This is a genomic window from Pseudooceanicola sp. NS-SX9, from assembly GCF_057380705.1.
In genome coordinates this window covers 64,478-90,478 of the sequence record NZ_CM170818.1, presented here as the reverse complement: position 1 = coordinate 90,478, position 26,001 = coordinate 64,478, and the positions used below count along the sequence as shown (strand labels likewise).

The window sequence follows — 26,001 nt, the reverse complement described above, 5'->3', positions numbered from 1 at the left end:
GGTCTCGCAAATGTGTGCCGCGCCGCCCCTTTGAACTCTGCCTGCCGTGCATAGATGTGCACAAAGGCCGTATCCCCCCGGGGCCCGGCCGCAAGGAGAGTGACATGGACACCAACGACAAGAGCGCCATCCGCAATCTGTTCGACAAGCTGGCCGAGGTCGAGCGCCGCTTCCCCGGCCGCGATGCCGAGGCCGAGCGGTTCATCTCGGATCTGGCGGCGCGCCAGCCCGGGGCGCTCTATTACCTCGCGCAGACCGTGATCACCCAGGAACATGCCCTGAAGGAGGCCGAGCAGCGCCTGCGCCAGGCCGAGGACGCGCTGGCCGCCCAGCGTCAGCCCGAAACCCGCGGCAGCGGCTCCTTCCTGTCGGGTCTCTTCGGTGGCGGCACCCGCGACGAGGCCCCGGCGCGCGGTTATGGCGCCGTGCCCAGCGTGTCGCGCAATGCCCCCGCCCAAAGCGGCTGGTCGCAGCCCCAGCCCCAGACCGGCTGGGCCCAGCCCCAGGCCGCCCAGCCGCAGCAGCGCAGCTTTCTGGGCGGCGCCGCGCAGACCGCGCTTGGCGTCGCGGGCGGCGTGATGCTGGGAGAGATGGTCAGCAACATGTTCAGCCACCACGGCAGCGGCTTCGGCGGTTTCGGTGGCGGCCCCGAGGAAGTCATCGTTGATCGCGAGGTCATCGACGACCGTTCCGCGGGCTTTGCCGGGCAGGACCCGCAGTTCGACAACACCGGTTTCGACACGGCGGGCTTTGACGATCCGGCGGGCGGCTTCGACGACAGCGACGACTGGGTCTAATCCTGCGGATGCACGGCGAGGCTCAGCTGGGCCGCGTCGTGCTGTGCCGTGATCCGCAGGCTGCGGCCGGGGGCGGCGGCAAGGGGATGCTGCAGCAGAAACGCCGTGCGGCCCCAGTGCCCGGCGCTGTCCACCCCGTTATCAAGGCTCAGCCCCGGGGCCAGCTGCATCTCGAAGAAGGCCAGAACGGCATGGACCGTGCCGGTCCGGTCGCAGGGCAGATCGCGCACCGCATGGCCCGCGCGCAGGTCCGGCCGGGCGAAATCGAAGTCGAACAGCGGCACTGCCGGGCCCAGAACCTTCATGCCGCACTGGCCCAGGTCATTGGGCGTGACCCGCGCGACCGAGGCGAAGGCGTGGAAGGCCTGCAGGCCGAACCCCTCGGCCTGCGCCGGGCGCCACAGCTGCATCAGACCGTCGCTTTCCACCGGCTGCGCCAGCAGGCGGCCCCGTTCGGGCACGGTGCGGGCGCCGGGGCGGGCCAGCCGGTGCATCGCATCGACCAGCGTCGCCAGCGCCCCTTCCCCCAGCAGCACCGTGTCGACGATTTCCGAGATCACCACATTGGCGGGTTCCGGCAGGTCGAGGCCGATCTGCAGCTGATGCGACATCTTCGGCAGCACGGTGATGCGGTCCGACAGGCCGTTTTCGGCGATGACGCGGGTGGCGGCGCGGGCGATCAGCGGCTGCTGTTCACAGGTATAGACATGGCGGGCCCCGGCGCGGGCGGCCAGCATCGCCGTCAGCCCGGCGCCACAGCCGATGTCCAGCACCACGTCGCCGGGGCGCACCTTGGCCGCGATCGCCCGGGCATAGGCCCGATTGCGCGCCCGGTCGGCCATCATCGGGAAATGCCAGCGTGGCACGCACATCTGGTACAGCCTTTCGCGCAGGACCTGCGCCTCGTGGTGGTGCGGCGCCAGTGTCAGGGCCCGGGTCAGCAGCTGGTCGGTGGCCAGCCCGCCATCGGTCAGATCCTGGGCCTTGGCCTGCTGGACCAGCAGGTCCGCCTGTCGCGCCGCCATCCGGTCGGGATCGGGGCGCGGGGCAATATCGGGAAGCAGGCTCAGCGCGGGGTCATGTGCCACGGTGCAGGTGTCCTCTTTCTAAGGGCATGGTCGGGGACTGCTTAGCGGGCGGCTGGATAAGATCCGGTAAAGCCGCGCTTTCCGCAGTGTCGTCCGGCCACGCCCGGCGCGGAAATCACCGGTACCCGGCAGAAGGCTTTGCCTTCCGGGCGCCCGTGTCGGATGGCTGGCCGCGTATTTTCCACGACATTTCGCAAAGGACCTTTCATGACTCTTCTCGACGAGACCCGCATCGACAGCCTGCCGATGGCGGTGCTGGGCGCCGGCACCCTGGGCCGCCGCATCGCGCTGATGTACGCCACCCGCGGCGCCGAGATCCGCCTTTTCGACACCGATCTTGCCGCCGCAAAGGCCGGTGCCGACTGGGCGCAGGCGCAGCTGCCGGGGCTGGTTGCCAGCCTGCCCGGCGCCTCGGCCGGGCGCCTCGTGGCAAGCGACGATCTGGAGCAGGCCACAGCCGGTGTCTGGCTGGTGACCGAGGCGGTCCCGGAAAACCTGGCCCTGAAGCGTCAGGTCTTTGCCCGGCTTGATGCGCTGCTGCCGCCCCATGTGGTGCTGGCCAGCAACTCGTCCTCCTATCCGTCGCGGCTGTTCTCGGATCACCTGGCGCATCCCGGGCGGGTGCTGAACACCCATTTCCTGATGCCCCCGGCGATCCGCCCGGTCGAGCTGATGGGCAATGGCCAGACCGATCCGGCGATCCTGCAGGGGCTGGCCGCCCTTCTGCCGCGCTACGGCCTGACGCCCTATGTCGCGCAGGCGGAAAGCGTGGGCTTCATCTTCAACCGCATCTGGGCCGCCATCAAGCGCGAGGCGCTGATGGTGCTGGCCGAGGGGGTCTCGGGCCCGGCCGAGATCGACGCGATCTTCTGTCAGGCCACGGGCGCGCCGCTGGGGCCGTTCCGTCTGATGGACAGCGTGGGTCTGGATGTCGTGCTGGCCATCGAAGAGCATTACGAGGCCGAGCGCGGACACCTGCCGGTCACGATCCGCGACCTGCTGAAGCGCTACATCGCCGAGGGGCGTCTGGGGGTGAAATCCGGGCGGGGCTTCTACGACGACTACCGCCGCTAAGGCCGCGCGCAATGTCCGGGAAGAGGGATCTTCCCGGATGCCCGCGCCCGGGTCGGGACGGCCAATCGAAGGCGCAAGGCGGCCTGCGTCGCGGGAAAATCGAATGTCCGGGGGAGGATGTCTGGGGGGTGGAAGTGGTGCCGGTGAAGGGACTCGAACCCCCGACCCCATCATTACGAATGACGTGCTCTACCAGCTGAGCTACACCGGCACTTCCGTGTCAGCGCCCCGAGGGAAGGTCCATCGGGGCGCTGGTGGCGGGGCTATAGCATCGCTGCCCCGGCTGCGAAAGGGTTATTTTCGCGCAGCTTGCGCGGAAACGTCGCTTTCTTCGGGGGGCAGGACCTCGGCGTCGGGGACGGGGGTGTCCTGGGGCTCGGCCGGGGCTTCGGGGGCCACGGGGGCCGAGGTGTCGCTGGCGGGCGCCGGGCTGTGCACGGGCGCCTGGACGGGGCCGCGCGGCAGCTGTTCCTCCAGACGGCCGACGATCAGCGGCAGCATCTGCTGTGTCATCGCCGATTGCGATTCGCTGGTGGGAACATCTTTCCAGGCCAGGGTGTCGAAGGCACCGCAGTTCTCGCAGACGGGCTGCCATTCGGCGTGGATGTGGTTGCAGTTCTCGCAGGCCCATTGCGGACCGCGCGGGGCGGTCACGGCCCGGGCCAGCCAGCCCCGCACCACTTCGTCCGAAGACCCCTCGCCGCGCTCGATCGCCGCCATGATGGTCAGCGCACGGGCATCGGGTTTCTCCAGCGCCAGGCTGCCCATCGCGCGGCGCGCGGCGGGGAAGTCCTCGGCGGCCAGCAGCAGCTCGGCCTGCAGCAGGCGGGTCTCGCGGGATTCGGGATGCAGGCGGGTCAGCGTGACGAAACGCTTGACGCGGGCGGCCGGCGTCTCGTCGGGTTCGATCGCGGCGAAGGCGGCGGCCAGATCGGGATGCGGAGAGGCCTCCCAGGCCTTCTTCAGCACGCGGGCGGCGTATTTGGGCTTGCCGTCCTCCATGTAGGCGCGGGCGGCGAAGACTGCGGCGGGGATCAGGTCGGGCGACAGCTTGTTGGCCTCGATCGCCGCTTCGCGCGCCTCGATCGAGCTGTCCTCGGCGATCACCGCCTTGGCTTCCGACAGCGCCAGCACGGCATCGCGGCGCTTGTGGACATCGCGGGGCAGGGCGCCGTGGCGCAGCTTGGCCTTCAGCGTGTCGCGCGCGCCCTTCCATTCGCCGGCACCCGCTTGCAGGCGCAGCAGGGTATCCTGCACCTCGACATGCTGGGGCTTCAGCGCAAAGGCCTTTTCCGCCAGCTTCATCGCGGTTTCGGTGTCGCCCTCGGCCAGCTTCTGCTTCATCAGGCCACGGACGCCGACAAAACGGGTCTTGTCGCTGTTCAGCAGCCGCTTGTAGCTTTCTTCAGCCTTGCGGGTGTCGCCCGACATCTCGGCCGCCTGGGCGGTCAGCAGGGTGGTCAGGTCGGGCCGCGCCAGATAGCGTTCGGCGCGCGCCGCCTTGTGCATGGCCAGGCGACCCTCGCCCGAGGCCAGCGCCATCATGCCTTCCGACAGCGCCTCAAAGCCCTTGCGTTCGCGCGAGCGGTGGAAATAGCGCGACATGGCGGTTTCGTCGCCATTGATGAAGCGCAGCGTGGCGACCAGCAGGCCCGCCAGTTTGATGACGATCCAGATCGCCAGCACCAGCACCAGAAGCGCGATGACCGACTTGATGGGCGTCAGGTTGAATTCATAGGCCCCGAAGGCGATGCGGACCCCGCCGTCCAGTTCGAGCAGGTAGCTGGCACCAAGCGCGGCGGCAGCCACGATCAGGACGAAGACGACGATTTTGATGAGCGACCAGAGCATCCGGGGTTCCTCAGTTCAGATTGTCGGCCGAGATCTTGTCGGCGGCGGCAAGGGCGTTGGCGCGGGCATCGGCGAGGGCGCGCCAGTCCTGCATCTGGGTTTGCGCCTTTTCGGGCAGGGCATCGAGTTCGGCGAGCGCCTCTTTCAGCTTGCCGGCCTTCAGGTCGGCCTCGGCGCGCGACAGGATGGCGTCGGGGCTGTCACCGGTCTGCGGCTTCAGCGAGCGTACGCCCAGCTGGTCCTTCAGGAAACCGCCGATATTGCCGGTAAAGCCCTCGCCCTCGCGCGAGGCGGCAAGCGCGTCGCGGGCGGCGTCGGGGAAGCCCTCGCGCAGGCTGGCCATGGTCGAGATCCCCTTGTCGGCATAGCTCGAGAGGGCGGCGGGCACGTCCACGCCCAGATCTGACAGGCTGGACAGCGTGTCGGCAAAGGGCTTGCCGGATTCCAGCGCCCCCTCCAGCTGCGACAGCGCGGCGCGGATCGCGGTTTCGCGTTCGGTGGTGGCGGCGTCGGTCTTGGCCTTCTGGGCCTGGTCGATCATCGACTGGACCTGAGCCTTCTGGGCGTCCATCGTCTGCTGCATCTGGGCGATCTGCGCCTTGTAGGCGGCGGCCGCATCGGCGGCACCGGCGCCGGGGGCGCTTTCCAGCTTGCTGACGCGGGCCGACAGATCACTGACCTGGCTGCCCAGATCCGCCACCGACGCGCTGAGCTTGGACAGCGTATCGCCCGACACCTGCGCCGTCAGATCCGACAGCGCCTTCTGCTGTTGGGCCAGCTGATCCTGCACCGAGGGGCCGGTCTGCAGGAAGGGCGCGCCCTGCGGATACAGCCAGATGGCGCCGCCAAAGCCCAGGCCCGCAGCGATGACGCCGCCCAGAAGGGCCGGGAAAAAGCCGCCGCGGCGCACGATCACCTGCTGCGGTTCAGGCTGGGGCATCGGTTGCGGCGCGGGTTCCGGGGTCGGGGGAACAGCGGCCGCTTCGTCATCGTCGCGGGGATCGTGTTCCGGCGCCTCGAGGTCCGCAGCCCCGAGCGTGGCGGGGGCCTCGGGGGAATCGCCGGCCTCGGCTTCGAAGGGGGTGTCGTCCTGTTGCGGGGGGGTGTCCGGTGCGGCGGGTTCTGGGGCCTCTTCCGCCGCCTCAGCGGGGGCGGCCGGATCAGAGGGCGCCGTTTCGGCCGCTTTCGGGGCGTCCTCGGCCTCGTCAGGGGTCTTGGCGGCGGCGGTGTCCGTCGCGGTGTCGCTCAGATCAGGCGCGGCGGCCGGGTCCGTGGCTGTCGTGGGGTCCGGCATCTTGGTCTCTGCCGGTGCCTGCGCCTGCGGGCTGGCCTTTGTCTTGTCGTCGTCCTGCTTGTCGGCCACCGATCAATCCCTTTTCGATTCCAATAATTGCGACACAGCGCGCCAGCAGCTTAGTCACAGGGTCCCCGTGCCTCAAGCTGGCGCGCCGCGGCGATAAGTCCATTGGTCGCGGCCACCATGGAAACGCCGTCCGGATGGGCGGCATGGCAAAGCCGAAACCTTTTCAAACCGTTGAGCGCCGCCTCGACCGCCGGGCTGATCACCGCAAGCAGAAGGGGCGCGTCCCCCTGCCACCCTTCGGCGAACAACCGCCCGGTCCGCGGGGAATAAATCGGCGCGACAACGGGTTGTGACCCCGACATAATGCCGCGGGCCTCATCCGTGAAGGCCTGAGAGCGCTGACGGTAGACGACAACTTCCCGTGCGTCCAATCCGGCGGCAGAAAGGCGCGCGGCCAGATCGCCGCGCTGCTCGGTGCCGCGCAGGTGCACAAGGGGGCCTTGGGGGCGCTGGTCGCGGATCAGGCGGAACAGCGCCTCGGCATCGCCGCCCGCGTCGCGGACCCGCGCGCCCGCCGCCTGCGCCGCCTGGGCGGTGGCGCGGCCCACGCACCAGGCCTGCGTGCCCGGCGGGATCTGCCCGGCGACCGCCCGCACCCCGTTGCGCGAGGTAATGATCAGATCCGCCCCCGGCGGCAACTGCGGCAGCGGCAGGGGTTCCATCCGCATCAGCGGGCTGAAGACCACACGCAGCCCCGGCGCCAGCTGATCGGCCAGCGCGGGGCCGTCGGCCTGGGGCCGGGTGATCAGCACGATCGGGGCCATGGTCTCCTCCGTCCCGGGCGCGCATGGCGGATTGTTCGCACCCCGCTCCGGTGTTACCTGCGGAGCACCCTTATCGCAACGAAGACGCGACACGCGGAGGCAGCACCATGGGCGAATTGACCATCCTCGGGATCGAGAGCAGCTGCGACGACACCGGCGCGGCGGTGCTGCGCGGCAGCCCGGGCGCGGCCCGGGTGCTGTCCTCGGTCGTTGTCGGGCAGAACGACCTGCACGCGCCCTTCGGCGGCGTCGTCCCCGAGATCGCCGCCCGCGCCCATGCCGAAAAGCTGGACGGCTGCGTGATCGAGGCGCTGGACCGCGCGGGCCTGTCGCTGACCGACATCGACGCTATCGCGGTGACGGCGGGCCCCGGGCTGATCGGCGGCGTGCTGTCGGGTGTGATGTGCGCCAAGGGGCTGGCGGTCGCCACCGGCAAGCCGCTGATCGGGGTCAACCACCTGGCGGGCCATGCGCTGACGCCGCGGCTGACCGATGGCGTGGCCTTTCCCTACCTGATGCTGCTGGTCTCGGGCGGGCATTGCCAGTTCCTGCTAGTCCGCGGCCCCGAGGATTTCACCCGCCTGGGTTCGACCATCGACGACGCCCCGGGCGAGGCCTTCGACAAGACCGCCCGCCTGCTGGCGCTGCCCCAGCCCGGCGGCCCCGCCGTGCAGGCCGAGGCGGAAAGGGGCGATCCGAAACGCTTTGCCTTCCCGCGGCCGCTGCTGGACCGTCCGGGCTGCGACCTCAGCTTTTCGGGGCTGAAGACGGCGCTGCTGCGCCAGCGGGACGCGGTGCTGGACGGCGGCGCGCTGCATGCGCAGGACCGGTCGGACCTGTGCGCGGGCTTCCAGGCGGCGGTGGTCGATGTGCTGCGCGAAAAGACCCGCCGGGCGCTGGATCTTTACCTTGCCGAAGGCCCCGCGCAACCGGTGCTGGCCGTGGCCGGAGGGGTGGCCGCCAATACCGCGATCCGCGCCGCGCTGACCGATCTGTGTGCTGACCGGGGCGTCACCTTCACCGCGCCGCCGCTCAGCCTGTGCACCGACAATGGCGCGATGATCGCCTATGCGGGGCTGGAACGCCACTGGACGGGCCAGGCCGATGACATGACACTGGCCGCGCGTCCGCGCTGGCCGCTGGACAAACAGGCGCCGGCGGCGCTCGGCTCGGGCAAGAAGGGGGCCAAGGCATGATCGCGATCCTGGGGGCGGGGGCCTTCGGCAGTGCTCTGGCGATTTCCATGGCGAAGGGCGGCGCGCAGCTGTGGCTGTGGGGGCGCAATGCCGACACGATGGCCCTGATGCAGGCCGAGCGCCGCTGCCCGCGGCTGCCCGATGTCGCCCTGCCGCCGCAGATCACCTGCAGCGCCGATATCGCGGACCTGCCCACAGACGGCCCGGTGCTGCTGGCGACCCCCATGCAGACCCTGCGCAGCCTGCTGGAAACCCATGCCGATCGCCTGGCCGGCCGGCAGCTGGTGCTGACCTGCAAGGGGATCGAGCTTTCGACCGGTCTGCGCGCCTCTCAGGTGCTGGCCCAGGTCCTGCCCCAGGCCCGCCCGGCGGTGCTGACGGGGCCCAGCTTTGCCGCCGACATCGCCCGCGGCCTGCCCACCGCGCTGACGCTGGCCTGCGCCGATCCGCAGGTCGCGGCGGATCTGCAAAGGCAGCTCTCGACGCCGAACCTGCGCCTCTACCGCAGCCCGGACGTGACCGGCGCGGAACTGGGCGGGGCGCTGAAGAACGTCATCGCCATCGCCTGCGGCGCGGCCATCGGCGCGGGCCTGGGCGACAGCGCCCGCGCCGCGCTGATGACCCGCGGCTATGCCGAGATGCAGCGCCTGGCCCTGCGCCTTGGCGCCGATCCGGCCTCGATGGCGGGGCTTTCGGGCTTTGGCGATCTGACGCTGACCTGCACCTCGACCCTGTCGCGCAACTACCGCTTCGGCCTGTCGATCGGCCGGGCCGAGGCCTTCGACCCCACCGTCACCGTCGAAGGCGCCGCCACCGCCCGCGCCACCGATGCGCTGGCCGACACGCTGGGCCTCGACATGCCGATCACCCGCGTCGTCACCGGCCTGGTGCAGGCGCGCCTCGATGTCGGCGCGGCGATGCACGAACTGCTCAACCGACCCCTGAAGGAGGAACGCCCGTGACCTATCTGCTCATGGCCTGGGACAAGCCCGGCGCCCTGGACACCCGCCTCGCCAACCGCGACGCGCATCTCGACTACGTGAAATCCACCGGCAAGGCGCTCTATGGCGGGCCCTTCATGGATGATGCGGGCCAGATGGCGGGCTCGATGCTGGTGCTCGACATCGCCACCGCCGAAGCGGCACAAGCCTGGGCCGACAACGACCCCTACGCCAAGGCGGGCCTCTTCGAAAAGGTCGAACTCCGCCCCTGGAAAAAGGTCTTCGGCTGATGGCCTTCTGGCTCTTCAAGTCCGAGCCCGACACCTGGTCCTTCGCGGACCAGGTCGCCCGGGGCGACGCCGGAGAGGAATGGGGCGGCGTGCGCAACTACCAGGCCCGCAACTTCATGCGCCAGATGGCGGTGGGCGATCGGGGCTTCTTCTACCATTCCCGCACCGGCCTCGAAATCGTCGGCCTGGTCGAGGTCATCTCCCCCTCCCATCCCGACAGCACCACCGACGATCCCCGCTGGGATTGCGTCGACATCCGCGCCCTGCGCCCGCTGGCCCGCCCCGTCACCCTGCAGCAGATCAAGGCCGACCCGGCGCTGGCCGACATGGCCCTGATCAAGGCGCCCCGCCTCTCGGTCCAGCCGGTGACCGAGGCCCAGTTCCGCCACATCTGCGCCCTGGGCCAGACCGCGCCCGACTAGGGCCCGGCTTCCCCGTCATCTGGCCCCAAATACTCCGGGGGGTCGCCGCAGGCGACGGGGGCAGAGCCCCCTCTACGCCTCCTCCTGCACCACCCGGTTCCGCAGCAGCCCCACCCCCGGCACCTCGACCTCGACCAGGTCGCCGGGCGTCAGCCAGACCGGCGGTTCCCTCCGGCAGCCGATCCCCTTCGGCGTTCCGGTGGCGATCAGGTCGCCGGGCTCCAGCGGCGCCATCTGCGACAGGAAGGCGATGACCCGCGGGATGGTGTGGATCATCAACTCCGCCCCCACCTGCTGCATCTCGACCCCGTTGACCCGCGTGCACAGCGACAGCCGCCGCCAGTCCGGCACCTCGCGCGCCGGCACCAGCCCGGGCCCAAGCGCCCCCGTCCGCCAAAAGTTCTTGCCCGTGGTGGTCGTCCATTTTTGCCAGTCCCGCAGGGACCCGTCCATGAAGCAGGTATAGCCCGCCACATGCTCCATCGCGCGGGCCTCGGGGATATGGCGGCCACGGGTGCCGATCACCACCACGATCTCGCCCTCGAAGTCGAAATCCCGCGATACGGCCGGGCGCACCAGCGGCCCCTCATGCGCCGTCAGCGAGGACGCCACCCGGGCGAATATCCGCGGCGCCTCGGGGGCGGCCTTGCCGGTCTCGGCGGCATGGTCGGCATAGTTCAGCCCGCAGCAGTAGATCTGCCCGGGATCGGGGATCACCGGCAGCAGCGCCAGATCCGCCAGCGCCGCATCGGGGGCAAGGCCCTGCGCCTCGTCCAGCGCGGCCTCGACCCGGCCGGCGGCGATCACCTGCTTCAGGCTGGCAAAGGCGCCGCCGCACAGGCGCGCGCCGCCCACCACCCCGGCGCCGTCCGTGCAGGCGCCCCAGGTGACATCGGATCCTTCGTAGCTGACCAGCATCATCGCCCGTCCCTCCCCTTTGCCGGGCAGGATGGCGGCCGGGCCCGGCGCCGGAAAGTCCCCGCCGCGTCACAATAGAAGTGCACCAGACGGACGGATCGCGTGACAGACAGGACCCACCCCGGCGCGCAAGCCCGGCATCCCCCCTTGACCCTGCCGCCCGTTGGCGCAGAACTCGGGGTCGAACCGCATCACAGGCCCGAGACCATGACCGCATCCCACCTGACCCCTGCCGAAGCCCGCGCCCTGGTGATCCGCACCCTGGAACGCTGCCATACCGGATCCGATCAGGCGGCCTCGGTCGCCCGTGGCCTGATCGGTGCGGAACTGGCCGGCCAGTACGGCCACGGCCTGCGCCGGATGCCCGCCTATGCGGGGCAGGCGCTGTCGGGCAAGGTCAACGGCTTTGCCACGCCGCGGCTGCAGGTGCTGAAACCCGGCGCGGCGCTGGTCGATGCGGCGCACGGGTTCTCTTACCCGGCGATCGACATGGCGGTGGACTGGCTGGTGGGCGCCGCGCGCAGCAACGGCATCGCCATCGCGGGCATCCACAGCTCGTCCCACGGCGGTGTTGCCGGGCTGCCGGTGGAACGCCTGGCCGAGGCCGGCTGCCTGGGCATCATGGTTGCCAATGCGCCCGCCTCGATGGCGCCCTGGGGCGGCAAGCGGCCGCTGTTCGGCACCGATCCCATCGCCTTCGCCGCCCCGCTGGAAGGCGCCGATCCGGTGGTCGTCGACATTTCCCTGTCGAAGGTCGCCAAGGGCAAGGTCATGGCCGCCCGCCAGAAGGGCGAACCCATCCCCGAGGGCTGGGCGCTGGATGCCGACGGCAACCCCACCACCGATGCCGAGGCCGCGATGAAAGGCACCATGGTGCCGATGGGCGATGCCAAGGGCACGGCGCTGGCGCTGATGGTGGAAATGCTCTGCGCCGGGCTGATCGGGGCGAACTACGCCTGGGAGGTCCCGGGGGATGCGTTCTTTACCACTTCGGGGGCGCCCACCGGCATGGGCCAGACGCTGATCGCCATCGACGCGGGCACCTTTGGCCCGCATGTGGCGGCGCGCCTGGCGGAAATGGCGCTGCAGGTGGAAGGGGTCGAGGGCGCCCGTCTGCCCGGCCGTCGCCGCCAGGCCCTGCGCCGCCGGATCGAGGTCGAGGGCATCGAGGTCGATGCCGAGCTGCTGGCCCAGATCGAGGTCCTGGGCCGCTGATCACAAGCCCAGCAGCGTGCGCCCGGCGGACCAGATCAGCCGGGCCGAGATCAGGATCAGCACCACGTCCAGCGCCTTGCGGAACCCGGTATCGGTCATCCGCACCAGCACCAGCCGGCCTGCCAGCGTGCCCAGCAGGCCGGTGGCGATCATCAGGATCATGAAGCCCACCCAGGGCCCGTAGACAAAGCCCAGCGTGCCGAAGGCCAGGGCCTTCAGCAGGTGCTGCAGGGTCATCATCATGGCCTGGGTGGCGACATGTTCCTGGCGCGGCAGCTGCAGGCTTTTGACGAAATTCGCGACGAAGACGGCGGTGGCGCCGAAGAACATCGCGAGGAAAGCGGCGATGAAGCCATTGAGCGCAGGAAAGCGTGCCATCCAGCGCGGCGGCTTCGACAGCACCGACCAGATCACGAAAAGGCCCACGCCCAGCTGCACGATCGCGGGCGGCAGGCTGACCGAGATCGACCCCCCAAGCGCCACGCCGATCGCCGCGCCGATGCCGAAGATCGCGGTGACCTTCCAGTGGGTGTGCAGGAAGAACATCACGGCCCGGAAGAAGTTCGAGCCAAGCTGGATCACCCCGTGCACCGGGATCAGCGCGGCAGGGGGCAGCAGGCTGGCAAGCACCGCCAGCAAAAGCGTGCCGCCCCCGATGCCGAGCGCCACCGTGATGAACGAGGTGAAGAAGCTGACGGCGGCCAGGAACAGCACCACATGGGGTTGCAGGCCGCTGAGGAAGAAGGAGGCAAGGTCGGACATGGGGGATCTTCAGGCGGAGGGGCCGGTGCCCGTGGCAGGCGTGGCCGTGCATATTTGGGGAAAGATGAAAGGGGCGCCGTGGCGCCCCGTTCTCAGCCGATGGTCCTTTGCAGGAAGGCGGCGGCCCTCTGGTGGGCCAGGGTGGCGGCCTCGGGGACGTAGATCTCGGGGCGCTGCTGGTTGGCGAAGGCGTGGCCGGCGTTGTAGAAATAGACCTCGGCCAGCTCGGGCCAGGCATCCTGGACCTGGTTCACCAGCTCGGGCGGGGTATGGTCGTCATGGCTGCCGAAATGGCCCTGGAAGGGGCAGGCCAGCGGCGTGCCCAGGTAGCGGCCCAACTGCGTGCCGTAGAACGACAGCGCGCCCGCGATGGGCAGCTGCTGGGCGCATGCCAGCGCCAGCCCGCCCCCCCAGCAAAAGCCCATGACGGCAACCTTGCCGCCCCGGGCCGACAGGTCCTGGACCGCGGCGGCGATGTCGACCAGTGCGCGGGCGGGATCGATCTGCTGCATGGTGCTGCGCGCCGTTGCGATGTCGGCGAAGGGGATCACCAGATCCCGGCTGACCCGGTCGAACAGGGCGGGGATCGCGACGTCATAGCCCTGGGCGGCATAGTCGCGGGCGACCTCCTTCAGCTGGTCGGTCAGGCCGAAGATCTCCTGCAGGATCACCAGGCCGCCCTTGCGGGGGGCGCTGGCGGGTTCGATCCAGCAGCCAAGCGTGTGGCCATCGGCGGCGGTCAGGGTGATCATCATGGTCTTTGTCCTTTCCGGGGTGCGGCCTAGGGGAAAACGTGGCCGTCGAACAGCTTGCGGGCGGTGCGCAGGGTGCCTGCGGCGGCGATATGGCCCGTTGCATCGGTCTCTATCAAGACGTCTGCAGCGCCCGAAGGATGCTCGATCATGAAATTGCCGTCGGCGGGGATCACTGCGACCTCGGCCGCGGGAGAGCCCGGCACCAGGCAGGCCGAGGCTACCGTCACGGCCGCGAACACCCCGATCGAGGCATGGCAGCGGTGCGGGATGAAACTGCGGGTATTGATCGCCCCACCCGCCCGTGGCGCCGAGACCAGCGTCATCTTCGGCACCGACTTCTCGGTCACGTCGCCGAGGTTCATCATCGGGCCGGCCTTCAGGCGGATCGCCTCCAGCCGTTCCTTCAGGGCGGTGTTGGCCTCCATCTCGTCGCGGGTCTCGGTGCCGGTGACGCCGAAATCCGAGGCCTTCAGGATGACGCAGGGCATGCCGTTGTCGATCAGCGTGCAGGACACGCCCTCGATCATGTCGGCGCCGTTGCCGGTGGGCAGCATCACCCCGCCGCCGGTCATCGACCCGGCGATGTTGGTGAACATCAGCGGGATCGGCGCATGGGTGCCGGGCACGCCGTCGATCGCCGCATCGCCGCGGTAGGTCACCTTGCCGTCGGGGGTCGAAACCTTGGCTACGGACACTTCGCCGGTGTTCAGCATGTGGATGCGCACCGGCGTGATGCCGTCCTGCGCCTTCACCAGCCCGCGCTCGATCGCTGCCGGGCCGACGCCTGCCAGGATGTTGCCGCAGGCCTGCGCGTCGCTGACCAGCGGCTGGTCCACGAAGACCTGCAGGAACAGGTAATCCACATCCGCATCGCCCCGGGTCGAGGGTGCCAGGATCGCCACCTTGGACTTCAGTGGGTCACCCCCGCCGATGCCGTCGATCTGGTTCGGATCCGGGCTGCCCATGATCCGCAGCAGCAGCGCGTCGCGCTCGGCCGGATCCGCAGGCAGGTCGGAGGCCAGGAAATACGCCCCCTTCGAGGTCCCCCCACGCATCCACAGGCAGGCAATGCCGTCATCCCAGGACATGTCCGTCTCCCTTTCATCTTTCGCTAAATATGCCGGGGGAATCGCGCGGCACGCGCGATGGGGGCAGAGCCCCCTGCACCCTCACCCACCCGCGCCCCGCAGCGGAAGGGGGGGACGGGGGCCCGCAGGCCCCCGCGACATCCTCAGATGTATTTCAGGCCCTTGGCTTCCAGCCGCGGGCGCATGTCGTAGATATCGAGGCCCAGCTCGCCCGCTGCCAGGCGCACGCGCTTGGCTTCCTCGGCATCCAGCCGCGCCTGGGTCTTCTTCAGCACCTCTTCGGCATCGGCGCGTTTGACCACGCAGACACCGTCATCATCGGCACAGATGATGTCGCCGGCCTCGATGGCCTGGCCTGCCACGACGATCGGCACGTTGACCGACCCCAGCGTCTCCTTCACCGTGCCCTGGGCCGAAACGGCCTTGGACCAGACGGGGAAGTTCATCGAACGCAGGTCGGCGGTATCACGCACACCGGCGTCGATGATCAGCCCGCGGCAGCCGCGCGCCTGCGCCGAGGTCGCCAGCAGGTCGCCGAAATAGCCGTTGTCGCAGGGCGAGGTCGGCGCCAGCACCAGGATGTCGCCCTCCTGCAGCTGCTCGATGGCGACATGCACCATCCAGTTGTCACCCGGCGCGGCCGAGATCGTCACGGCAGAGCCTGCGATTTTCACGCCCTGCTGGATCGGGCGCATGTAGGATTGCAGGCAGCCGATGCGGCCTTGGGCCTCGTGGACGGTGGCAACGCCGGCTTCGCCGAGCGCGTCGATGATCGCCTGGTCGGCGCGGGGAATGTTCTGGACGACAACAGCCATGACAGGCTCCTTGCTTTCAGGGGGGACCGGCCCGGAAGGCCCGGGCAGGCCGCGGTGGCACGGGCCGCCCGGCAGGCGGCCGCGATGCGCATTGTCTCAGTGGGCGGGCGTCTTCACCGGCGGGGTGCCGTGGGTGTGGAAGCTCTCGATGGTCTTCAGGCCCCAGGCCTGGCCCTTCTTGCGGTCGGCCTCGGTCCAGACGATGGGTTCCCAGTCGGGGTCCAGCACCAGGCGCGCGCCGGCATTGGCGATTTCCACCCGGTTGCCCGCGGGTTCCCAGACATAGAGGAAGAAGGTGTTCTGGATCGCGTGCTTGTGCGGGCCGGTCTCGATATGGACGCCGTTTTCCAGGAAGATGTCGGCGGCGCGCAGGATGTCCTCGCGCTGGTCGGCGGCATAGGTCACGTGGTGGAACCGGCCGGTGCCGCCGCCGTGTTCCTCGGTGCAGGCCAGATCATAGCCCTTGTTGTTGGTGGTGAACCAGCAACCGCCCAGACGCCCGTTATCGAGCCGGATCATCTCGGTCACGCGCGAGCCGATGCAGGTTTCCATGAAGCGGCGGAATTCCGTCACGTCCTCGGACAGCAGGTTCAGGTGGTCCAGACGGCGCGGCGCGCAGCCGGTGTGGTGGAAGCGCGAAGCGTTGTTCTTCAGCGCCGGCTTGTCGTGGTCGCCGTGCTTGTACTTCACCGTGTCGAAGTAGATCTCGAAGACATGGCCGAAGGGGTCCTCGAAGCGGAAGGCGCGGCCATGCGACAGGTCGCCCTCGTTCCAGCCGATGACCTTGAAGTCGCTTTCCTCGATCGCCTTCACGCGACGGGCCAGCGCTTCGGGGCTGGCGGCACGGTAGCCGATGTGGCCGACGCCGGTGGTGTCGGATTTCGTCAGCTTCAGCGTGCAGAATTCGTAATCGTCCCAGGCGCGCAGATAGGCGCTGGTCTCATCCCGGCCACTGACGGTCAGGCCGTAGATGCGGGTGAAGAAGTCGAGGCTCTCCTCGAACTTGTCGGTCAGCATCTCGACGTGGCCGAGGTGGGCAATGTCTCCGTAACCGGACATTCTAGTTCCTCCAAATGAATGCGGGCCGGCGCGGGAAAAACCGCGCCGGCTGAAAGCTGCTCGGGGCCGCTTCGGGGAGTGAGGCGGGCCCGACCCTCCTCAAAGCTCGTCGACGGTGCGCGGGAAGATGGCCTGGAAGCCTTCCGCGTACTTGCAGTCACGGCCGCCGGACATGCCGCCGGAGTTGCGCTTGAAGTGGTTGGCGCGCTGTTGGGCGACGCGGGTGTAGTAGTCCCACAGGTGCAGCTGACCCTGGTTGCACTCCATCGCGGCGCGCTTCTTTTCCCAGACGGGGGTGATGTCGAGGAAGGTGTTCGGCTTCCAGCCCATCTGTTCGGTCTGGTGGGGTTCGAACAGGTAGACCTGCGGTGCACCCAGGACCTTCTCGCCGGGGTTGTGGCCCCAGGCTTGGGCGATCATGCGGCACTCCAGCGTCACCTGCGACATGTACATGTGGTCGGTGTTGTAGGGGTCGTATTGCGAGTGGCTCATCATGAACTTGGGCTGGACCTTGCGGATCAGGTCGACCAGTTCGTACTTGTCGTCCTGATCGAGGTGCAGCGGGTAGTCGCCCTTGTCGAAGCACACCAGATCATGCACGCCAAGCGCCTTGGCGGCGTTCTCGGCCTCGCCACGGCGGATGTCCTTCACTTCCTGCAGCGACTTGCCTTCCTTCCACAGGCGGGCGGATTCGCCGCGCTCGCCGAAGGACAGGCAGGCCACGGTCACGTTGTAGCCCAGTTCCGTGTGCAGCGCGATGGCGCCGCCGCAGCGCCAGACGAAATCCGCGGCATGGGCGGAAATGATCAGGGCGGTGGGTTTTTCACTCATGGAAGTCTCCTCGCGAATTTGGCGGCACCATGCGCCCGGGCGGGCCGATTGCCAAATTTGAAGGCAGGCATCCATGATAAGTTCATGCTATAGTCATTGCGGGATGACAAAGGTGTCCCAGGCCCGGTGGCCGGTGATCTGTTGACGTCACAAGGGGGAGAAGTGGTGAAATCCTGCGTGGTATGGCTGTTGCGTTCCATAGGTGGAAGGCAAATGTCCTGCGTGGCACCAGGGCTTGTGCGACCCTTCATAATTTACAGGCAGGGGAGCATAGCTGAACGGCGACCCGGGACGGGCCGGCCGTGAAGTGGAACCTGCGCCACCTGCGGATTTTCCTGGCGGTCGCGCGGCAGTCGTCTGTGTCGCGCGCGGCCGAGGAATGCAACCTGTCGCAGCCCGCCGCCACCCAGGCCATCGCCCGGCTGGAGAGCGCCTTCATCCTTCCCCTGTTCCACCACCGCTCGCAAGGGCTTTACGTGACACATGCGGGTGAGGCGCTGCAGGCGCGGGTGGCGCGTGCCCTGGCCCGCATCGACGAGGCCGCGGCACCGCTGTCGCCGCGCCTGGCCGCCACCGCCAGCACGGCCCAGCTGGAGGCGCTGATCGCCGTGCGCGAGCACGAGAACTTTACGCTGGCCGCCCGCCACCTGGGGCTGGCGCAACCCACGGTGCACCGCGCCGTCGCCCATCTGGAGCGCGAGGCCGGCAAGCCGCTGTTCGAGCGTTCCGCGACCGGGCTTCGGGCGACGCGGGCCTGCCGGGGGCTGGCCGATGCCGCCCGTCTGGCCTTTGCGGAACTGGATCAGGCGGTGATGGAAATGTCGGAACTGGCGGGCCGGGAGGCCGGGCAGATCGTCGTGGGCGCCATGCCGCTCTCGCGCAGTTTCGTGCTGTCGCGGGCGATCATTGCCTTTCGCGAAAGCCGTCCGAACATCCTGCTGCGCGTCGATGAAGGCCCCTACGAGGACCTGCTGGCGGGCCTGCGCCGGGGCGAGATCGACTTTCTGATCGGTGCCCTGCGCGACCCGCTGCCGATCGGCGACGTGGTGCAGACGCCGCTGTTTTCCGATGACCTGATCCTGGCGGTGGGGCCGCAGCACCCGTTGCTGTCCCGCCCCGATGCGACCCTGGCCGAAATGCGCGCCTACCCTTGGATCGTGGCGCGATCCGGCACGCCGTCGCGCCGCATTCTGGACCGCTTTTTCGGCGACCAGCCGCTGCCCGAAAGCCTGATTGAAACCGGATCGCTGATCCTGATGCGGCAATTGATGCAGAATTCGGATCATATTGGGTTCATCTCTAAGTTGCAGGCTGCCGCAGAGATTGAATTGGGCCTGATGGTTCCCCTGCAAAGCGAATTGCACAGCACGCGGCGCAAGATCGGCATCACGCAGCGGCGGGATTGGCTGCCTACCAAGGCCCAGAAGGCGCTGATCGACGAAATCGCCGCCGCCGTGCAAGAGGTCGCCTGAGCGCCCCTCTGCTGCTGGGCCACAAGGCGTGTATCCCCGCTCTCGGAAACGTATTTCGCCTGATGGTTGCAATTTTGCTGTGACTTTACTATGAATGCATACAGGTGTTCTTGTAAAAAGGCGCATAAATAATTGGGTAGACACGACAAACTTGACGCGACTGTCGCGGAATTGGCCGGCCGGCACGTTCTTCTCGACAGCCTCGCGCATTTGATTCGCCGCGGGCATTTCTTTTCGGAAAGCCTGTATTCCTCGATCCTTGGAGAGTTCGACATCACCTCGCGGCAGATGGTCCTGCTGATCGCCATCGGGCAGAATCCCGGTGCGTCCCAGAAGGCCGTCGGAGAGCTGGTCGCGCTGGACGTCAACACCGTCAGCGACACGCTGCGGCGGATGGAACGCAAGGGTTTGATCCTGCGCGAGACATCGAAAAGCGACGCGCGCACGATCTGCCTGCGGGTGACAGAGCTGGGCCATTCCCAGCTGCAGGCGATGGAGCCCGCGCTGCGGGCCTATCACGACAGCCTGCAGTCGCGGCTGAGCGACGAGGAAGCCGCGCAGCTGAAGCACCTTGTCCGCAAGATGCTTCAGCTGGAAGAGGCGGCTGCGGCGGCGGTGGCCGCGCAGTAGCGTTCAGGCCAGGGCGGCCTTGATGGCGGCGTCGAGGATCTCGACGCCGCTGTCGATCTGCGCGTCGGTGATGACCAGCGGCGGCGCGATGCGGAAGACGCCCCCCATGGCGGCCAGCTTGACGATGTTCATGGACAACCCGCGCGCCAAGGCTTCTTCGGTGATGCGGGCTGAAAGGTCGTGGGCGGGGGCCTTGCTGGCGCGGTCGGTGACGATCTCGAGGCCGACCATCAGGCCATGGCCGCGCACGTCGCCAACGCAGTCGTGGCGCTGCTGCAGCGCGCGCAAGCCGTCCTGCAGGCGCTGGCCTGCCTCGGTGGCGCGTGCCACCAGATTGTCTTCGGCCACCACCTCCAGCACGGCAAGGCCCACCGCCGCGGGCAGCGGATCCGAGACATGGGTGGTGTAGAACAGGAAGCCGCGGGCATGGGCCTCGGCCTCGATCTCGGTGGTGGTCAGCACGGCGGCCAGCGGCAGGCCGGCGCCCAGGGTCTTGGACAGGGTCAGGATGTCGGGGGTCACGCCGTCGCGCTGGTAGGCAAACATTTCCCCGGTGCGCGCGACGCCGGTCTGGGCCTCGTCGAGGATCAGCAACATGCCGCGGTCTTCGCATTTCTTCTTCAGCGCGGCCAGATAGCCCTTGGGCAGGGGCAGGATGCCGCCCGCCGACAGGATCGGTTCGGCGATGAAGGCGGCCAGGTTGCCGGTGCATTGCGCATCGACCAGATCGAAGGCGTCATCCAGTTCCCGCTGCCAGTCCAGGCTGCCGTCGGCATGGGTAAAGCGCGGCCGGTAGGCATTGGGCGCGGGGATGGCGTAGTTGCCGACCGGCGCAGGCCCGTAGCCGCGACGCCCGGCGCTGAAGGTCGCGGCATTGGCGGCCCCCGTCATGCCGTGCCAGGATTTCGAGAACGCGACGATCTCGTGCTTGCCGGTGACCAGCTTGGCCAGCCGGATCGCGGCCTCGTTCGACTCGCCTCCCGTGGACAGCAGCATCACCTTGTCGAGGCCCGGCGCCAGCGCCGCCAGCCGCGTGCACAGATCCACCACCGGCCGCGACAGCATCCCCGAGAACAGGTGGTCGAGCCGCGCGATGTGATCGCGCACGGTGGCGACGATGCGCGGATGGGCATGGCCCAGAAGGGCGCTCATCTGGCCCGAGGTGAAATCCAGGATGGGTTCGCCGTCGGCACCGTAGACATAGGCGCCCTCGGCGCGCTCGATGATCTTGCGGTCGAAGGTGCCGCCGTAGCGCATCACGTGGGCATCGACGGCGGACCAGAAGGCGGGGTCTTCATTGCGGCTCATGTTCGTCTCCCGAAGGTTCGGGCCGAGCGTAGGGTGCGCCCCGGGGGGCCGCAATGCCGGGCGATGGGAACGAAAAATTAAGGCTTTCTCCGCACCGTTCGGCAGAGCCGGCCTGCCCGGCGGATCAGCAGAAGGGCGAAGCGGGATGGGACATGACGTGATCGAGGCGCGGCCGCTGGTCTGGCGCACGGACCAGAGGGTGGCCTGGCCGATGAAGCGGCTGGGACATGCGCAGCTGGGCGCCACTGAGGGGGCGATGCTGTATCACCTGGCGCGGGACTGGGTATCGGGGCGCCAGGCGCTGGTCGAGCTGGGGTCCTTCCTGGGGGCAAGCGCGTCGCTGCTGGGCAAGGGGCTGATGGAGAACCCGAACTGGGACGGCCGGGCGCATCTGCATTGCTATGACCTGTTCGAGGCGAAGTTCGGCAACATGGCGGTGTTCATCCGTGACCGGATCGACCCGACCTTCCGCGACGGAGAGGATTTCCTGCCGCTGTTTCGCGGCCAGACCGAGGAGGTCGCGGAGGCGATCACCATCCACAAGGGCGATTTCGAGCAGGCGCGCTGGCGCGGTGGCGCGATCGGGCTGCTGTTCGTCGATATTTCCAAGACGCCGGCGCTGAACCGGGTGATCCTGGAGCGGTTCTTTCCGGCGCTGGTGCCGGGCGAGGGGTTGATGGTGAACCAGGATTTCCACAATCCGGGGAACCCCTGGGTGCAAACCTCGATGGGGTATCTGCTGGATCATTTCGAGCTGCTGGAGCCGCGGGCCGACGACAGCGTTCTGATGCGGCTGAAGGGGCCGATCCCGGAGGCCGAGCTGCGCGAGGCGGGGCGCTACGAGGATCTGTCGGTGGCTGAGGCCGTGGGGCGGGTCGGGCGGCTGATCGAGGCCTGGCGGGAGCGGGGGCTGGATGCGCGCTATCTGGAGCTGGTGAAGGCGCGGCTACTGATCCAGGGCGGCGAGCGGGCCGTCGGAGAGGCGGTGATCGAGGCGGCGATGGCCGCAGCGGGGCCGCGGGACGAGCGGGCGCATTTCTTCTGGGAGCAGCGCTGCGAGACGGTCCGGCGGGGACGCTGGGCGGAAGCGGGGTAGGGGGCGCTGCCCCCATCGGCCTGCGGCCGATTCCCCCGAGGTATTTGGAACAAGAAAATGGGGGGCTGTGGGGCCCCCCTTGCGGGTTGAATGGCGGGGGCGGGGGTTACTTGTCGACCTGGATGTTCAGGACGACGGTGCGGCCCGATTGCACGGTGGCGATGGCTTCGGCCAGTTGCGTGCGGAGGGTCGATTTCTCCGTGATCTGGGTGCCGGTGACGCCGCAGGCGGAGGCGACGTCGTGCAGGGCGGGCTGGTCGTCGAGTCTGACCCCCTGCCAGAGGTCGTGTTCCGCCGACTGGCCGTCCTTGTAGAAGCGCAGGTGGTTGTACTGCATGGACAGGTAGCGCTTGTTGTTGAAGACCACGATGAGGATCGGCAGGTCGAGTGTCCGGGCGGCGGCCAGGGACTGGACGATCGGGTTGTAGAGGAAGGCGCCATCGCCCACCGTCAGGGTGACGAAGGCATCCGGGGCGCCGATCTTGCCGCCGAGGGCCACGCCGATGCCCTGGCCGAGGCCGCCCTGGACGTAGGAATAGGCGCCTTCGCCTTCGGGGCGGATGTGGTCGCGGACCAGGCGCGCATGGGTGATGGTTTCGTCGAAGAGGATCGTTTCGTCGGGAAGCAGGTCGCGCAGGGCGGCGGTCACGTCGATGGCGGTGAGGGTGTCGGTGGCGGCGGCCTCGGCCTCGGCCTTGTCCCAGCGGGCGAGGAGGGCGTCGTGCCTGCGGGTGGCGGCGGCGGTGCGGGCCGCGTCGGGGCCGGGAGAGTGTTTCGCCGCCTCGAGCAGGGTGTGGGGCACCGCGCCTTCGACATAGCGGTCGGCCTGCAGCACCTGGTAGACGGAATAGGGGCGCTGGGGGACCTCGTCGAGGACCAGGACCTTTGCGTTCGGGAAGACGTGCGAGGGCGGGTACCAGGGCGAGCGGCAGTTCACCAGGATGATCAGGTCGGTGTCGTCGCGGGCGCTGTCGACATTGCCGCCCTGGAACAGCGGGTGGCTGCGCGGGAAGTTGTTGGCCAGCGTCGCCTGGCTTTCGTAGACCGGGATGCCCCAGCTTTCGGCAAAGGCCACCAGGGCCGCCATGCCGCCGCGGGTGCGGCCGATGGATTCGGTGATGATGATCGGGTGGCTGGACGCGCGGACCATCTGGGCCACGGCCTCGATATCCGAGGGGGGGGCGATGCGTTCGCCGCGCGGCGGCACGGATTTGATCGTGGAGCCGGGTTCCCAGGGTTCCAGCAGGACCTCGACCGGGGCGTTCAGGTAGACCGGGCCCTGCGGGTCGCGCTGGGCGATTTCGCCGGCGCGCTTGACGAATTCGTACATCGTTTCGATGCCGGGGATCTGGCAGGACCATTTGGTGATCCGGTCGACCACCGAATGCGGGCCGCCGACGATCGAGAGGTTCCGGTACCACTGGCTGCCCGGATCGACCGAGGGACGGTCGCCATAGCTGTTGGCCTCGGAGGAGAAGACCAGCAGCGGGGCTTCGGACAGCAGCGCGCCGTGGACGCCGCAGGCGCCTTGCAGCAGGCCCGGCACCGCGTGCAGCAGCACCGCCTGCAGCTTGCCCGTGGTCAGGGCGCAGCCGGTGGCCATGGCAGCGGCCAGGGTTTCATGCATCAGGTCGTAATAGGCGGGGCCGGGGCGGTCCTCGACCGTCTGGCGGGTGATTGCTTCCCAGACCGGGGCCCATTCGGAGCCGGAGGAGCAGAAGATGTTGTCGATCCCGAGGGACCGGAAAGATTCCAGCAGGGCTTCCCCACCGTCCTGGTAACGCGTCATGATCTGCTCCTCCGAATTTCTTCTTACTGCGCGGGCACTTCTGCCTCAGCGTACTCCCAGCCGAGGATATCGCACAGGCCCTTGCCCATGATCTTGTCGAGCTCGGCGTCGGTGAAGCCCATGTGCTTGGTGAAATGTTCCACCGTCTGCTTGTAGGTGATGCCCTTGGCTTCCATCAGGCGGGTCACGTCGGTGCCCCAGTGGCAGCGTTCAGGGCCCATCTTGGCGACGGCCATCTTCACGTATTGGGTGATGTTGTCGTAGGGATAGGGATGGGTCGAATAGCCCGGCACCGCCGACACCTTCATCGAGATGTTCGGATGCACGTGCAGATCGGCGGTTTCCTCGACCCAGTAGCCGATGGCGTCATCGACGGAGCGGGCCAGGATGCCCATGTGGTCGACGATGATCTTCAGCTCGGGGTGGCGCTCGGCGATCTTGCCCAGCTCGGTCTTCCAGATCGGCGCGTGGATCATCAGCGGCAGGCCCAGTTTTTCCGCCAGCGGCCAGATCCAGTCGCAGGTGCCGTCGATCATCCAGTTGCGGTCGATGGGGCGGTGGAAGGTCAGGCGCAGGCCCTTGATCGCGTCGATGGTCGCGAAATCCTTCATCATGGCCGAGCCCTCGGCCTCGTTGTCCTGGGTCACGCGGGCCATGACGCAGAAGCGGTCGGGGTGCTTTTCGGCGGCTTCGCAGCCGTAGTCGACCCGGTCGCCTTCCCAGCTGGGCGGCACGATGCAGACGCGGTCGACGCCGGCGCCGTCCATCTCTTGCAGGGCTTCCTCGTAGGTGAAGGGCTCCAGGCGGTGGCCGTTCAGCAGCATCCGTTCACGGGCGCCGGGGATCCACGGACGGTCCGGGGTTTCTTCTTTCCAGATGTGGATCTGGCTGTCGCAGATAAGCATGGTCTTCTCTCCCTAGATGGATGTGATGTCAACGTTTTGGCGGGTGTTGGGGCATCAGGCGAGACGGCAATTCCTCACGTCTGATGTTCGGTTTTCGTGACAATCGCGCGCTGTCACTGTGCCGCGACGGTGTCGGTCAGCGGCACGGACAGGCCCTGCGACAGCACGTCGAAACCGGCGGCGAAGGCGGGCAGCGCGGCCAGCTTCAGATACCAGGTCAGGACGGCCGGGTAGTCCTGCAGGCTGATCTCCATCCAGCCGTGCCGGGCGACATAGGGCCAGATGGCTATATCCGCGATCGAAAGGGATTCGCCCGCAAGATATGGGTGTTTTGAAAGCTGCTCCTGCATGATCTTGTAGGAACGCTTGATCTGGCTGGCCACGCGGGCCTCGGCCAGGCCGGTTTCGCCCTTGTGCTGCAGGAAATGGAAGCGGCCTTCGTTCAGCGGCGGGGTGAAGGTGGCCGAGGCCGCGAACAGCCATTGCAGCACCTGCGTCCGGGCGAGGAATTCGGTGGGCAGCAGGTCGGATCCGGCCTTTTCCGCCAGATACATCAGGATGGCGCCGGATTCGCACAGCGACACGCCGGTTTCGGGATCGTGGATCGCCGGGATCTTGCCGGTGGCGGAGACCGCGGCAAAGCCTGCGGGGCGGGGGCCGGCCTTGGGGCCCAGCTCGACCGGGATCAGCCGGTAGGGCAGGCCCATCTGCTGCAGCGCGATCACGGGTTTCATGCCGTTCGGCGTGGTCCAGGTGTATAGCTCGATCGGCTGGCTCATGGCGTCCTCCCTTCGGATATGACGGCAGGGTGCAGAGCCGCGCGGGCCAAGGCCAGTCCCGTTCGGGCCAAGCTAAAGTCGCGGATTGGTAGACAATTGTCCGGGGCCTGTCGCGCCAGTGTAACGCTAGCGTTGCGAATGGTCCGGCTTATCGGCCCGCGGCCGCCCGCCTACCCTTGCCGCAGTTCAGACCAAAGGGAGGCTGTCATGGGACGTCTTGCGAATCTCGATCCGACCAAGATCTCGGGGTATCAGAAGGAACTGTACGAGCGGATCGCCGCGGCGCGGGGCGCTGTGCGCGGGCCCTTCAACGCCTGGCTTTATTCGCCCGAGCTGTGCGACCGCGTCGAGGCGCTTGGCAAGTACGTGCGCTTTGACAGCGACGTGTCGATGCGCCTGAAAGAGGTCGCCGTGCTGGTCGTCGCGCGCCATTTCGACGCCGATTACATGTGGGTGGCCCATGCGAAATTCGCCGCCAAGGAAGGCGTCACCGATGCGGTGATCGAGGCGATCCGGCTGAACGAATCCCCGGCCTTCCCCTCGGAGGACGAGGCCATCGTCTATCGCTACACCAAGGAACTGCTGGAGGTGCACCGCGTCTCGGACGGCACCTGGGCCGAGATGCTGACGCTGATGGATGAACCCCGTCTGGTCGAGTTCACCGCCTTCATCGGCAATTTCTCGATGGTGGGTCTGGCGCTGAATGCCTTCGAGGTCGACCTGCCCGCAGGTGTGGACGCCCCGCTGACCGCCGCCTGACCGCCGGTCGGGGGAAACCGCCGCGCTCCCCTCG

At 68.3% G+C, this 26,001-nt stretch carries 26 protein-coding genes and 1 tRNA gene; 11 read left to right on the top strand and 16 right to left on the bottom strand.

All coding sequences use genetic code 11. From position 1 onward, the window contains the following. The first annotated feature begins 104 nt into the window (after positions 1-104). A complete protein-coding gene (locus AC2ITM_RS00430; RefSeq protein ID WP_486467869.1) occupies positions 105-797 on the top strand; it encodes a DUF2076 domain-containing protein in 693 nt (230 codons plus the stop codon). On the opposite strand, the gene AC2ITM_RS00425 is transcribed toward AC2ITM_RS00430, so the two are convergent. Then, the gene (locus AC2ITM_RS00425; RefSeq protein ID WP_486469456.1) at positions 794-1,822 is read right to left on the bottom strand and encodes a class I SAM-dependent methyltransferase; all 1,029 of its coding nucleotides are present in this window, start codon (positions 1,820-1,822) and stop codon (positions 794-796) included. The genes AC2ITM_RS00430 and AC2ITM_RS00425 overlap by 4 nt on opposite strands. 270 nt (positions 1,823-2,092) lie before the next feature. On the opposite strand from AC2ITM_RS00425, the gene AC2ITM_RS00420 reads away from it, so the two are divergent. Further along, positions 2,093-2,959, top strand: coding sequence for a 3-hydroxyacyl-CoA dehydrogenase family protein (locus AC2ITM_RS00420; protein WP_486467868.1), 867 nt, complete (start codon positions 2,093-2,095; stop codon positions 2,957-2,959). 135 nt (positions 2,960-3,094) lie between these two features. Here the strand turns inward: AC2ITM_RS00420 and AC2ITM_RS00415 are convergent. From AC2ITM_RS00415 to AC2ITM_RS00400, 4 genes are all read right to left on the bottom strand, one after another. Next, a tRNA-Thr gene (locus tag AC2ITM_RS00415) sits at positions 3,095-3,170 on the bottom strand. An 83-nt stretch (positions 3,171-3,253) separates the two neighbouring features. After that, positions 3,254-4,810: a heme biosynthesis HemY N-terminal domain-containing protein gene (locus tag AC2ITM_RS00410; protein ID WP_486467867.1), complete on the bottom strand. Its 1,557-nt coding sequence runs from the start codon at positions 4,808-4,810 to the stop codon at positions 3,254-3,256. 10 nt (positions 4,811-4,820) lie between these two features. After that, a complete protein-coding gene (locus tag AC2ITM_RS00405; protein WP_486467866.1) occupies positions 4,821-6,173 on the bottom strand; it encodes a COG4223 family protein in 1,353 nt (450 codons plus the stop codon). Between the two features lie 50 nt (positions 6,174-6,223). Further along, complete coding sequence (locus AC2ITM_RS00400; RefSeq protein ID WP_486467865.1) at positions 6,224-6,937, bottom strand: uroporphyrinogen-III synthase; 714 nt, start codon at positions 6,935-6,937, stop codon at positions 6,224-6,226. A 107-nt stretch (positions 6,938-7,044) separates the two neighbouring features. Here AC2ITM_RS00400 and tsaD point away from each other — a divergent pair, with 107 nt between their 5' ends. From tsaD to AC2ITM_RS00380, 4 genes are read left to right on the top strand one after another with little or no spacing between them, the layout of a single operon-like run. Next, complete coding sequence (gene tsaD, locus AC2ITM_RS00395; RefSeq protein WP_486467864.1) at positions 7,045-8,133, top strand: tRNA (adenosine(37)-N6)-threonylcarbamoyltransferase complex transferase subunit TsaD; 1,089 nt, start codon at positions 7,045-7,047, stop codon at positions 8,131-8,133. Beyond that, complete coding sequence (locus AC2ITM_RS00390; RefSeq protein WP_486467863.1) at positions 8,130-9,095, top strand: NAD(P)H-dependent glycerol-3-phosphate dehydrogenase; 966 nt, start codon at positions 8,130-8,132, stop codon at positions 9,093-9,095. Before tsaD ends, AC2ITM_RS00390 begins: the two co-directional genes overlap by 4 nt. Continuing rightward, positions 9,092-9,364: a YciI family protein gene (locus AC2ITM_RS00385; RefSeq protein ID WP_486467862.1), complete on the top strand. Its 273-nt coding sequence runs from the start codon at positions 9,092-9,094 to the stop codon at positions 9,362-9,364. The genes AC2ITM_RS00390 and AC2ITM_RS00385 overlap by 4 nt, the downstream gene beginning before the upstream one ends. Next, positions 9,364-9,786: an EVE domain-containing protein gene (locus AC2ITM_RS00380; protein ID WP_486467861.1), complete on the top strand. Its 423-nt coding sequence runs from the start codon at positions 9,364-9,366 to the stop codon at positions 9,784-9,786. The genes AC2ITM_RS00385 and AC2ITM_RS00380 overlap by 1 nt, the downstream gene beginning before the upstream one ends. A 72-nt stretch (positions 9,787-9,858) precedes the next feature. Here AC2ITM_RS00380 and AC2ITM_RS00375 read toward each other — a convergent pair whose 3' ends face one another. Beyond that, positions 9,859-10,707, bottom strand: a complete 849-nt coding sequence (locus tag AC2ITM_RS00375; protein WP_486467860.1) for a fumarylacetoacetate hydrolase family protein — start codon at positions 10,705-10,707, stop codon at positions 9,859-9,861. A gap of 204 nt (positions 10,708-10,911) precedes the next feature. Here AC2ITM_RS00375 and AC2ITM_RS00370 point away from each other — a divergent pair, with 204 nt between their 5' ends. Continuing rightward, a complete protein-coding gene (locus tag AC2ITM_RS00370; RefSeq protein WP_486467859.1) occupies positions 10,912-11,919 on the top strand; it encodes an Ldh family oxidoreductase in 1,008 nt (335 codons plus the stop codon). Here the strand turns inward: AC2ITM_RS00370 and AC2ITM_RS00365 are convergent, their stop codons facing one another. From AC2ITM_RS00365 to AC2ITM_RS00340, 6 genes are all read right to left on the bottom strand, one after another. Continuing rightward, entirely contained in the window at positions 11,920-12,681 is a 762-nt protein-coding gene (locus tag AC2ITM_RS00365) for a sulfite exporter TauE/SafE family protein (protein WP_486467858.1), read from the bottom strand. Positions 12,682-12,773: 92 nt separating this feature from the next. Continuing rightward, positions 12,774-13,436: a dienelactone hydrolase family protein gene (locus AC2ITM_RS00360; protein WP_486467857.1), complete on the bottom strand. Its 663-nt coding sequence runs from the start codon at positions 13,434-13,436 to the stop codon at positions 12,774-12,776. Between the two features lie 26 nt (positions 13,437-13,462). After that, a complete protein-coding gene (locus tag AC2ITM_RS00355; RefSeq protein WP_486467856.1) occupies positions 13,463-14,524 on the bottom strand; it encodes a 4-oxalomesaconate tautomerase in 1,062 nt (353 codons plus the stop codon). Positions 14,525-14,667: 143 nt separating this feature from the next. Next, positions 14,668-15,339: a 4-carboxy-4-hydroxy-2-oxoadipate aldolase/oxaloacetate decarboxylase gene (locus AC2ITM_RS00350; protein ID WP_486467855.1), complete on the bottom strand. Its 672-nt coding sequence runs from the start codon at positions 15,337-15,339 to the stop codon at positions 14,668-14,670. 96 nt (positions 15,340-15,435) lie between these two features. Beyond that, positions 15,436-16,398, bottom strand: coding sequence for a VOC family protein (locus AC2ITM_RS00345; protein WP_486467854.1), 963 nt, complete (start codon positions 16,396-16,398; stop codon positions 15,436-15,438). 99 nt (positions 16,399-16,497) lie between these two features. After that, positions 16,498-17,229 (bottom strand): PIG-L deacetylase family protein, encoded by a 732-nt coding sequence (locus AC2ITM_RS00340; RefSeq protein WP_486467853.1) that lies wholly within the window; start codon positions 17,227-17,229, stop codon positions 16,498-16,500. 302 nt (positions 17,230-17,531) lie between these two features. On the opposite strand from AC2ITM_RS00340, the gene AC2ITM_RS00335 reads away from it, so the two are divergent. After that, positions 17,532-18,701, top strand: coding sequence for a LysR family transcriptional regulator (locus AC2ITM_RS00335; RefSeq protein WP_486467852.1), 1,170 nt, complete (start codon positions 17,532-17,534; stop codon positions 18,699-18,701). Between the two features lie 210 nt (positions 18,702-18,911). Continuing rightward, on the top strand, positions 18,912-19,331 hold the full coding sequence (locus AC2ITM_RS00330) for a MarR family winged helix-turn-helix transcriptional regulator (protein WP_486467851.1): 420 nt from the start codon (positions 18,912-18,914) through the stop codon (positions 19,329-19,331). Between the two features lie 3 nt (positions 19,332-19,334). Here the strand turns inward: AC2ITM_RS00330 and AC2ITM_RS00325 are convergent, their stop codons facing one another. Beyond that, the gene (locus tag AC2ITM_RS00325; RefSeq protein WP_486467850.1) at positions 19,335-20,639 is read right to left on the bottom strand and encodes an aspartate aminotransferase family protein; all 1,305 of its coding nucleotides are present in this window, start codon (positions 20,637-20,639) and stop codon (positions 19,335-19,337) included. Between the two features lie 145 nt (positions 20,640-20,784). On the opposite strand from AC2ITM_RS00325, the gene AC2ITM_RS00320 reads away from it, so the two are divergent. Further along, positions 20,785-21,735, top strand: a complete 951-nt coding sequence (locus AC2ITM_RS00320) for a class I SAM-dependent methyltransferase (protein WP_486467849.1) — start codon at positions 20,785-20,787, stop codon at positions 21,733-21,735. 106 nt (positions 21,736-21,841) lie between these two features. Here AC2ITM_RS00320 and AC2ITM_RS00315 read toward each other — a convergent pair whose 3' ends face one another. From AC2ITM_RS00315 to AC2ITM_RS00305, 3 genes are all read right to left on the bottom strand, one after another. Continuing rightward, positions 21,842-23,524 carry a thiamine pyrophosphate-dependent enzyme gene (locus AC2ITM_RS00315; protein WP_486467848.1) on the bottom strand — a complete coding sequence of 561 codons (1,683 nt, stop codon included), beginning with the start codon at positions 23,522-23,524 and terminating at the stop codon, positions 21,842-21,844. A gap of 23 nt (positions 23,525-23,547) precedes the next feature. Further along, on the bottom strand, positions 23,548-24,429 hold the full coding sequence (locus AC2ITM_RS00310) for an amidohydrolase family protein (protein WP_486467847.1): 882 nt from the start codon (positions 24,427-24,429) through the stop codon (positions 23,548-23,550). Positions 24,430-24,542: 113 nt separating this feature from the next. Beyond that, the gene (locus AC2ITM_RS00305; protein ID WP_486467846.1) at positions 24,543-25,208 is read right to left on the bottom strand and encodes a glutathione S-transferase family protein; all 666 of its coding nucleotides are present in this window, start codon (positions 25,206-25,208) and stop codon (positions 24,543-24,545) included. Between the two features lie 207 nt (positions 25,209-25,415). Here AC2ITM_RS00305 and AC2ITM_RS00300 point away from each other — a divergent pair, with 207 nt between their 5' ends. Further along, on the top strand, positions 25,416-25,967 hold the full coding sequence (locus AC2ITM_RS00300) for a carboxymuconolactone decarboxylase family protein (RefSeq protein WP_486467845.1): 552 nt from the start codon (positions 25,416-25,418) through the stop codon (positions 25,965-25,967). Positions 25,968-26,001 lie beyond the last annotated feature (34 nt).

Coding starts and splice junctions, on each gene's coding strand:
- AC2ITM_RS00360 (WP_486467857.1), bottom strand. CDS start 13,436: ATGATGATCACCCTGACCGCCGCCGATGGCCACACGCTTGGCTGCTGG.
- AC2ITM_RS00370 (WP_486467859.1), top strand. CDS start 10,912: ATGACCGCATCCCACCTGACCCCTGCCGAAGCCCGCGCCCTGGTGATC.
- AC2ITM_RS00390 (WP_486467863.1), top strand. CDS start 8,130: ATGATCGCGATCCTGGGGGCGGGGGCCTTCGGCAGTGCTCTGGCGATT.
- AC2ITM_RS00300 (WP_486467845.1), top strand. CDS start 25,416: ATGGGACGTCTTGCGAATCTCGATCCGACCAAGATCTCGGGGTATCAG.
- AC2ITM_RS00400 (WP_486467865.1), bottom strand. CDS start 6,937: ATGGCCCCGATCGTGCTGATCACCCGGCCCCAGGCCGACGGCCCCGCG.
- AC2ITM_RS00345 (WP_486467854.1), bottom strand. CDS start 16,398: ATGTCCGGTTACGGAGACATTGCCCACCTCGGCCACGTCGAGATGCTG.
- AC2ITM_RS00425 (WP_486469456.1), bottom strand. CDS start 1,822: ATGGCGGCGCGACAGGCGGACCTGCTGGTCCAGCAGGCCAAGGCCCAG.
- AC2ITM_RS00375 (WP_486467860.1), bottom strand. CDS start 10,707: ATGATGCTGGTCAGCTACGAAGGATCCGATGTCACCTGGGGCGCCTGC.
- AC2ITM_RS00340 (WP_486467853.1), bottom strand. CDS start 17,229: ATGAGTGAAAAACCCACCGCCCTGATCATTTCCGCCCATGCCGCGGAT.
- AC2ITM_RS00320 (WP_486467849.1), top strand. CDS start 20,785: ATGGGACATGACGTGATCGAGGCGCGGCCGCTGGTCTGGCGCACGGAC.
- AC2ITM_RS00365 (WP_486467858.1), bottom strand. CDS start 12,681: ATGTCCGACCTTGCCTCCTTCTTCCTCAGCGGCCTGCAACCCCATGTG.
- AC2ITM_RS00430 (WP_486467869.1), top strand. CDS start 105: ATGGACACCAACGACAAGAGCGCCATCCGCAATCTGTTCGACAAGCTG.
- AC2ITM_RS00315 (WP_486467848.1), bottom strand. CDS start 23,524: ATGACGCGTTACCAGGACGGTGGGGAAGCCCTGCTGGAATCTTTCCGG.
- AC2ITM_RS00410 (WP_486467867.1), bottom strand. CDS start 4,810: ATGCTCTGGTCGCTCATCAAAATCGTCGTCTTCGTCCTGATCGTGGCT.
- AC2ITM_RS00325 (WP_486467850.1), bottom strand. CDS start 20,639: ATGAGCCGCAATGAAGACCCCGCCTTCTGGTCCGCCGTCGATGCCCAC.
- AC2ITM_RS00355 (WP_486467856.1), bottom strand. CDS start 14,524: ATGTCCTGGGATGACGGCATTGCCTGCCTGTGGATGCGTGGGGGGACC.
- tsaD (WP_486467864.1), top strand. CDS start 7,045: ATGGGCGAATTGACCATCCTCGGGATCGAGAGCAGCTGCGACGACACC.
- AC2ITM_RS00420 (WP_486467868.1), top strand. CDS start 2,093: ATGACTCTTCTCGACGAGACCCGCATCGACAGCCTGCCGATGGCGGTG.
- AC2ITM_RS00310 (WP_486467847.1), bottom strand. CDS start 24,429: ATGCTTATCTGCGACAGCCAGATCCACATCTGGAAAGAAGAAACCCCG.
- AC2ITM_RS00350 (WP_486467855.1), bottom strand. CDS start 15,339: ATGGCTGTTGTCGTCCAGAACATTCCCCGCGCCGACCAGGCGATCATC.
- AC2ITM_RS00305 (WP_486467846.1), bottom strand. CDS start 25,208: ATGAGCCAGCCGATCGAGCTATACACCTGGACCACGCCGAACGGCATG.
- AC2ITM_RS00380 (WP_486467861.1), top strand. CDS start 9,364: ATGGCCTTCTGGCTCTTCAAGTCCGAGCCCGACACCTGGTCCTTCGCG.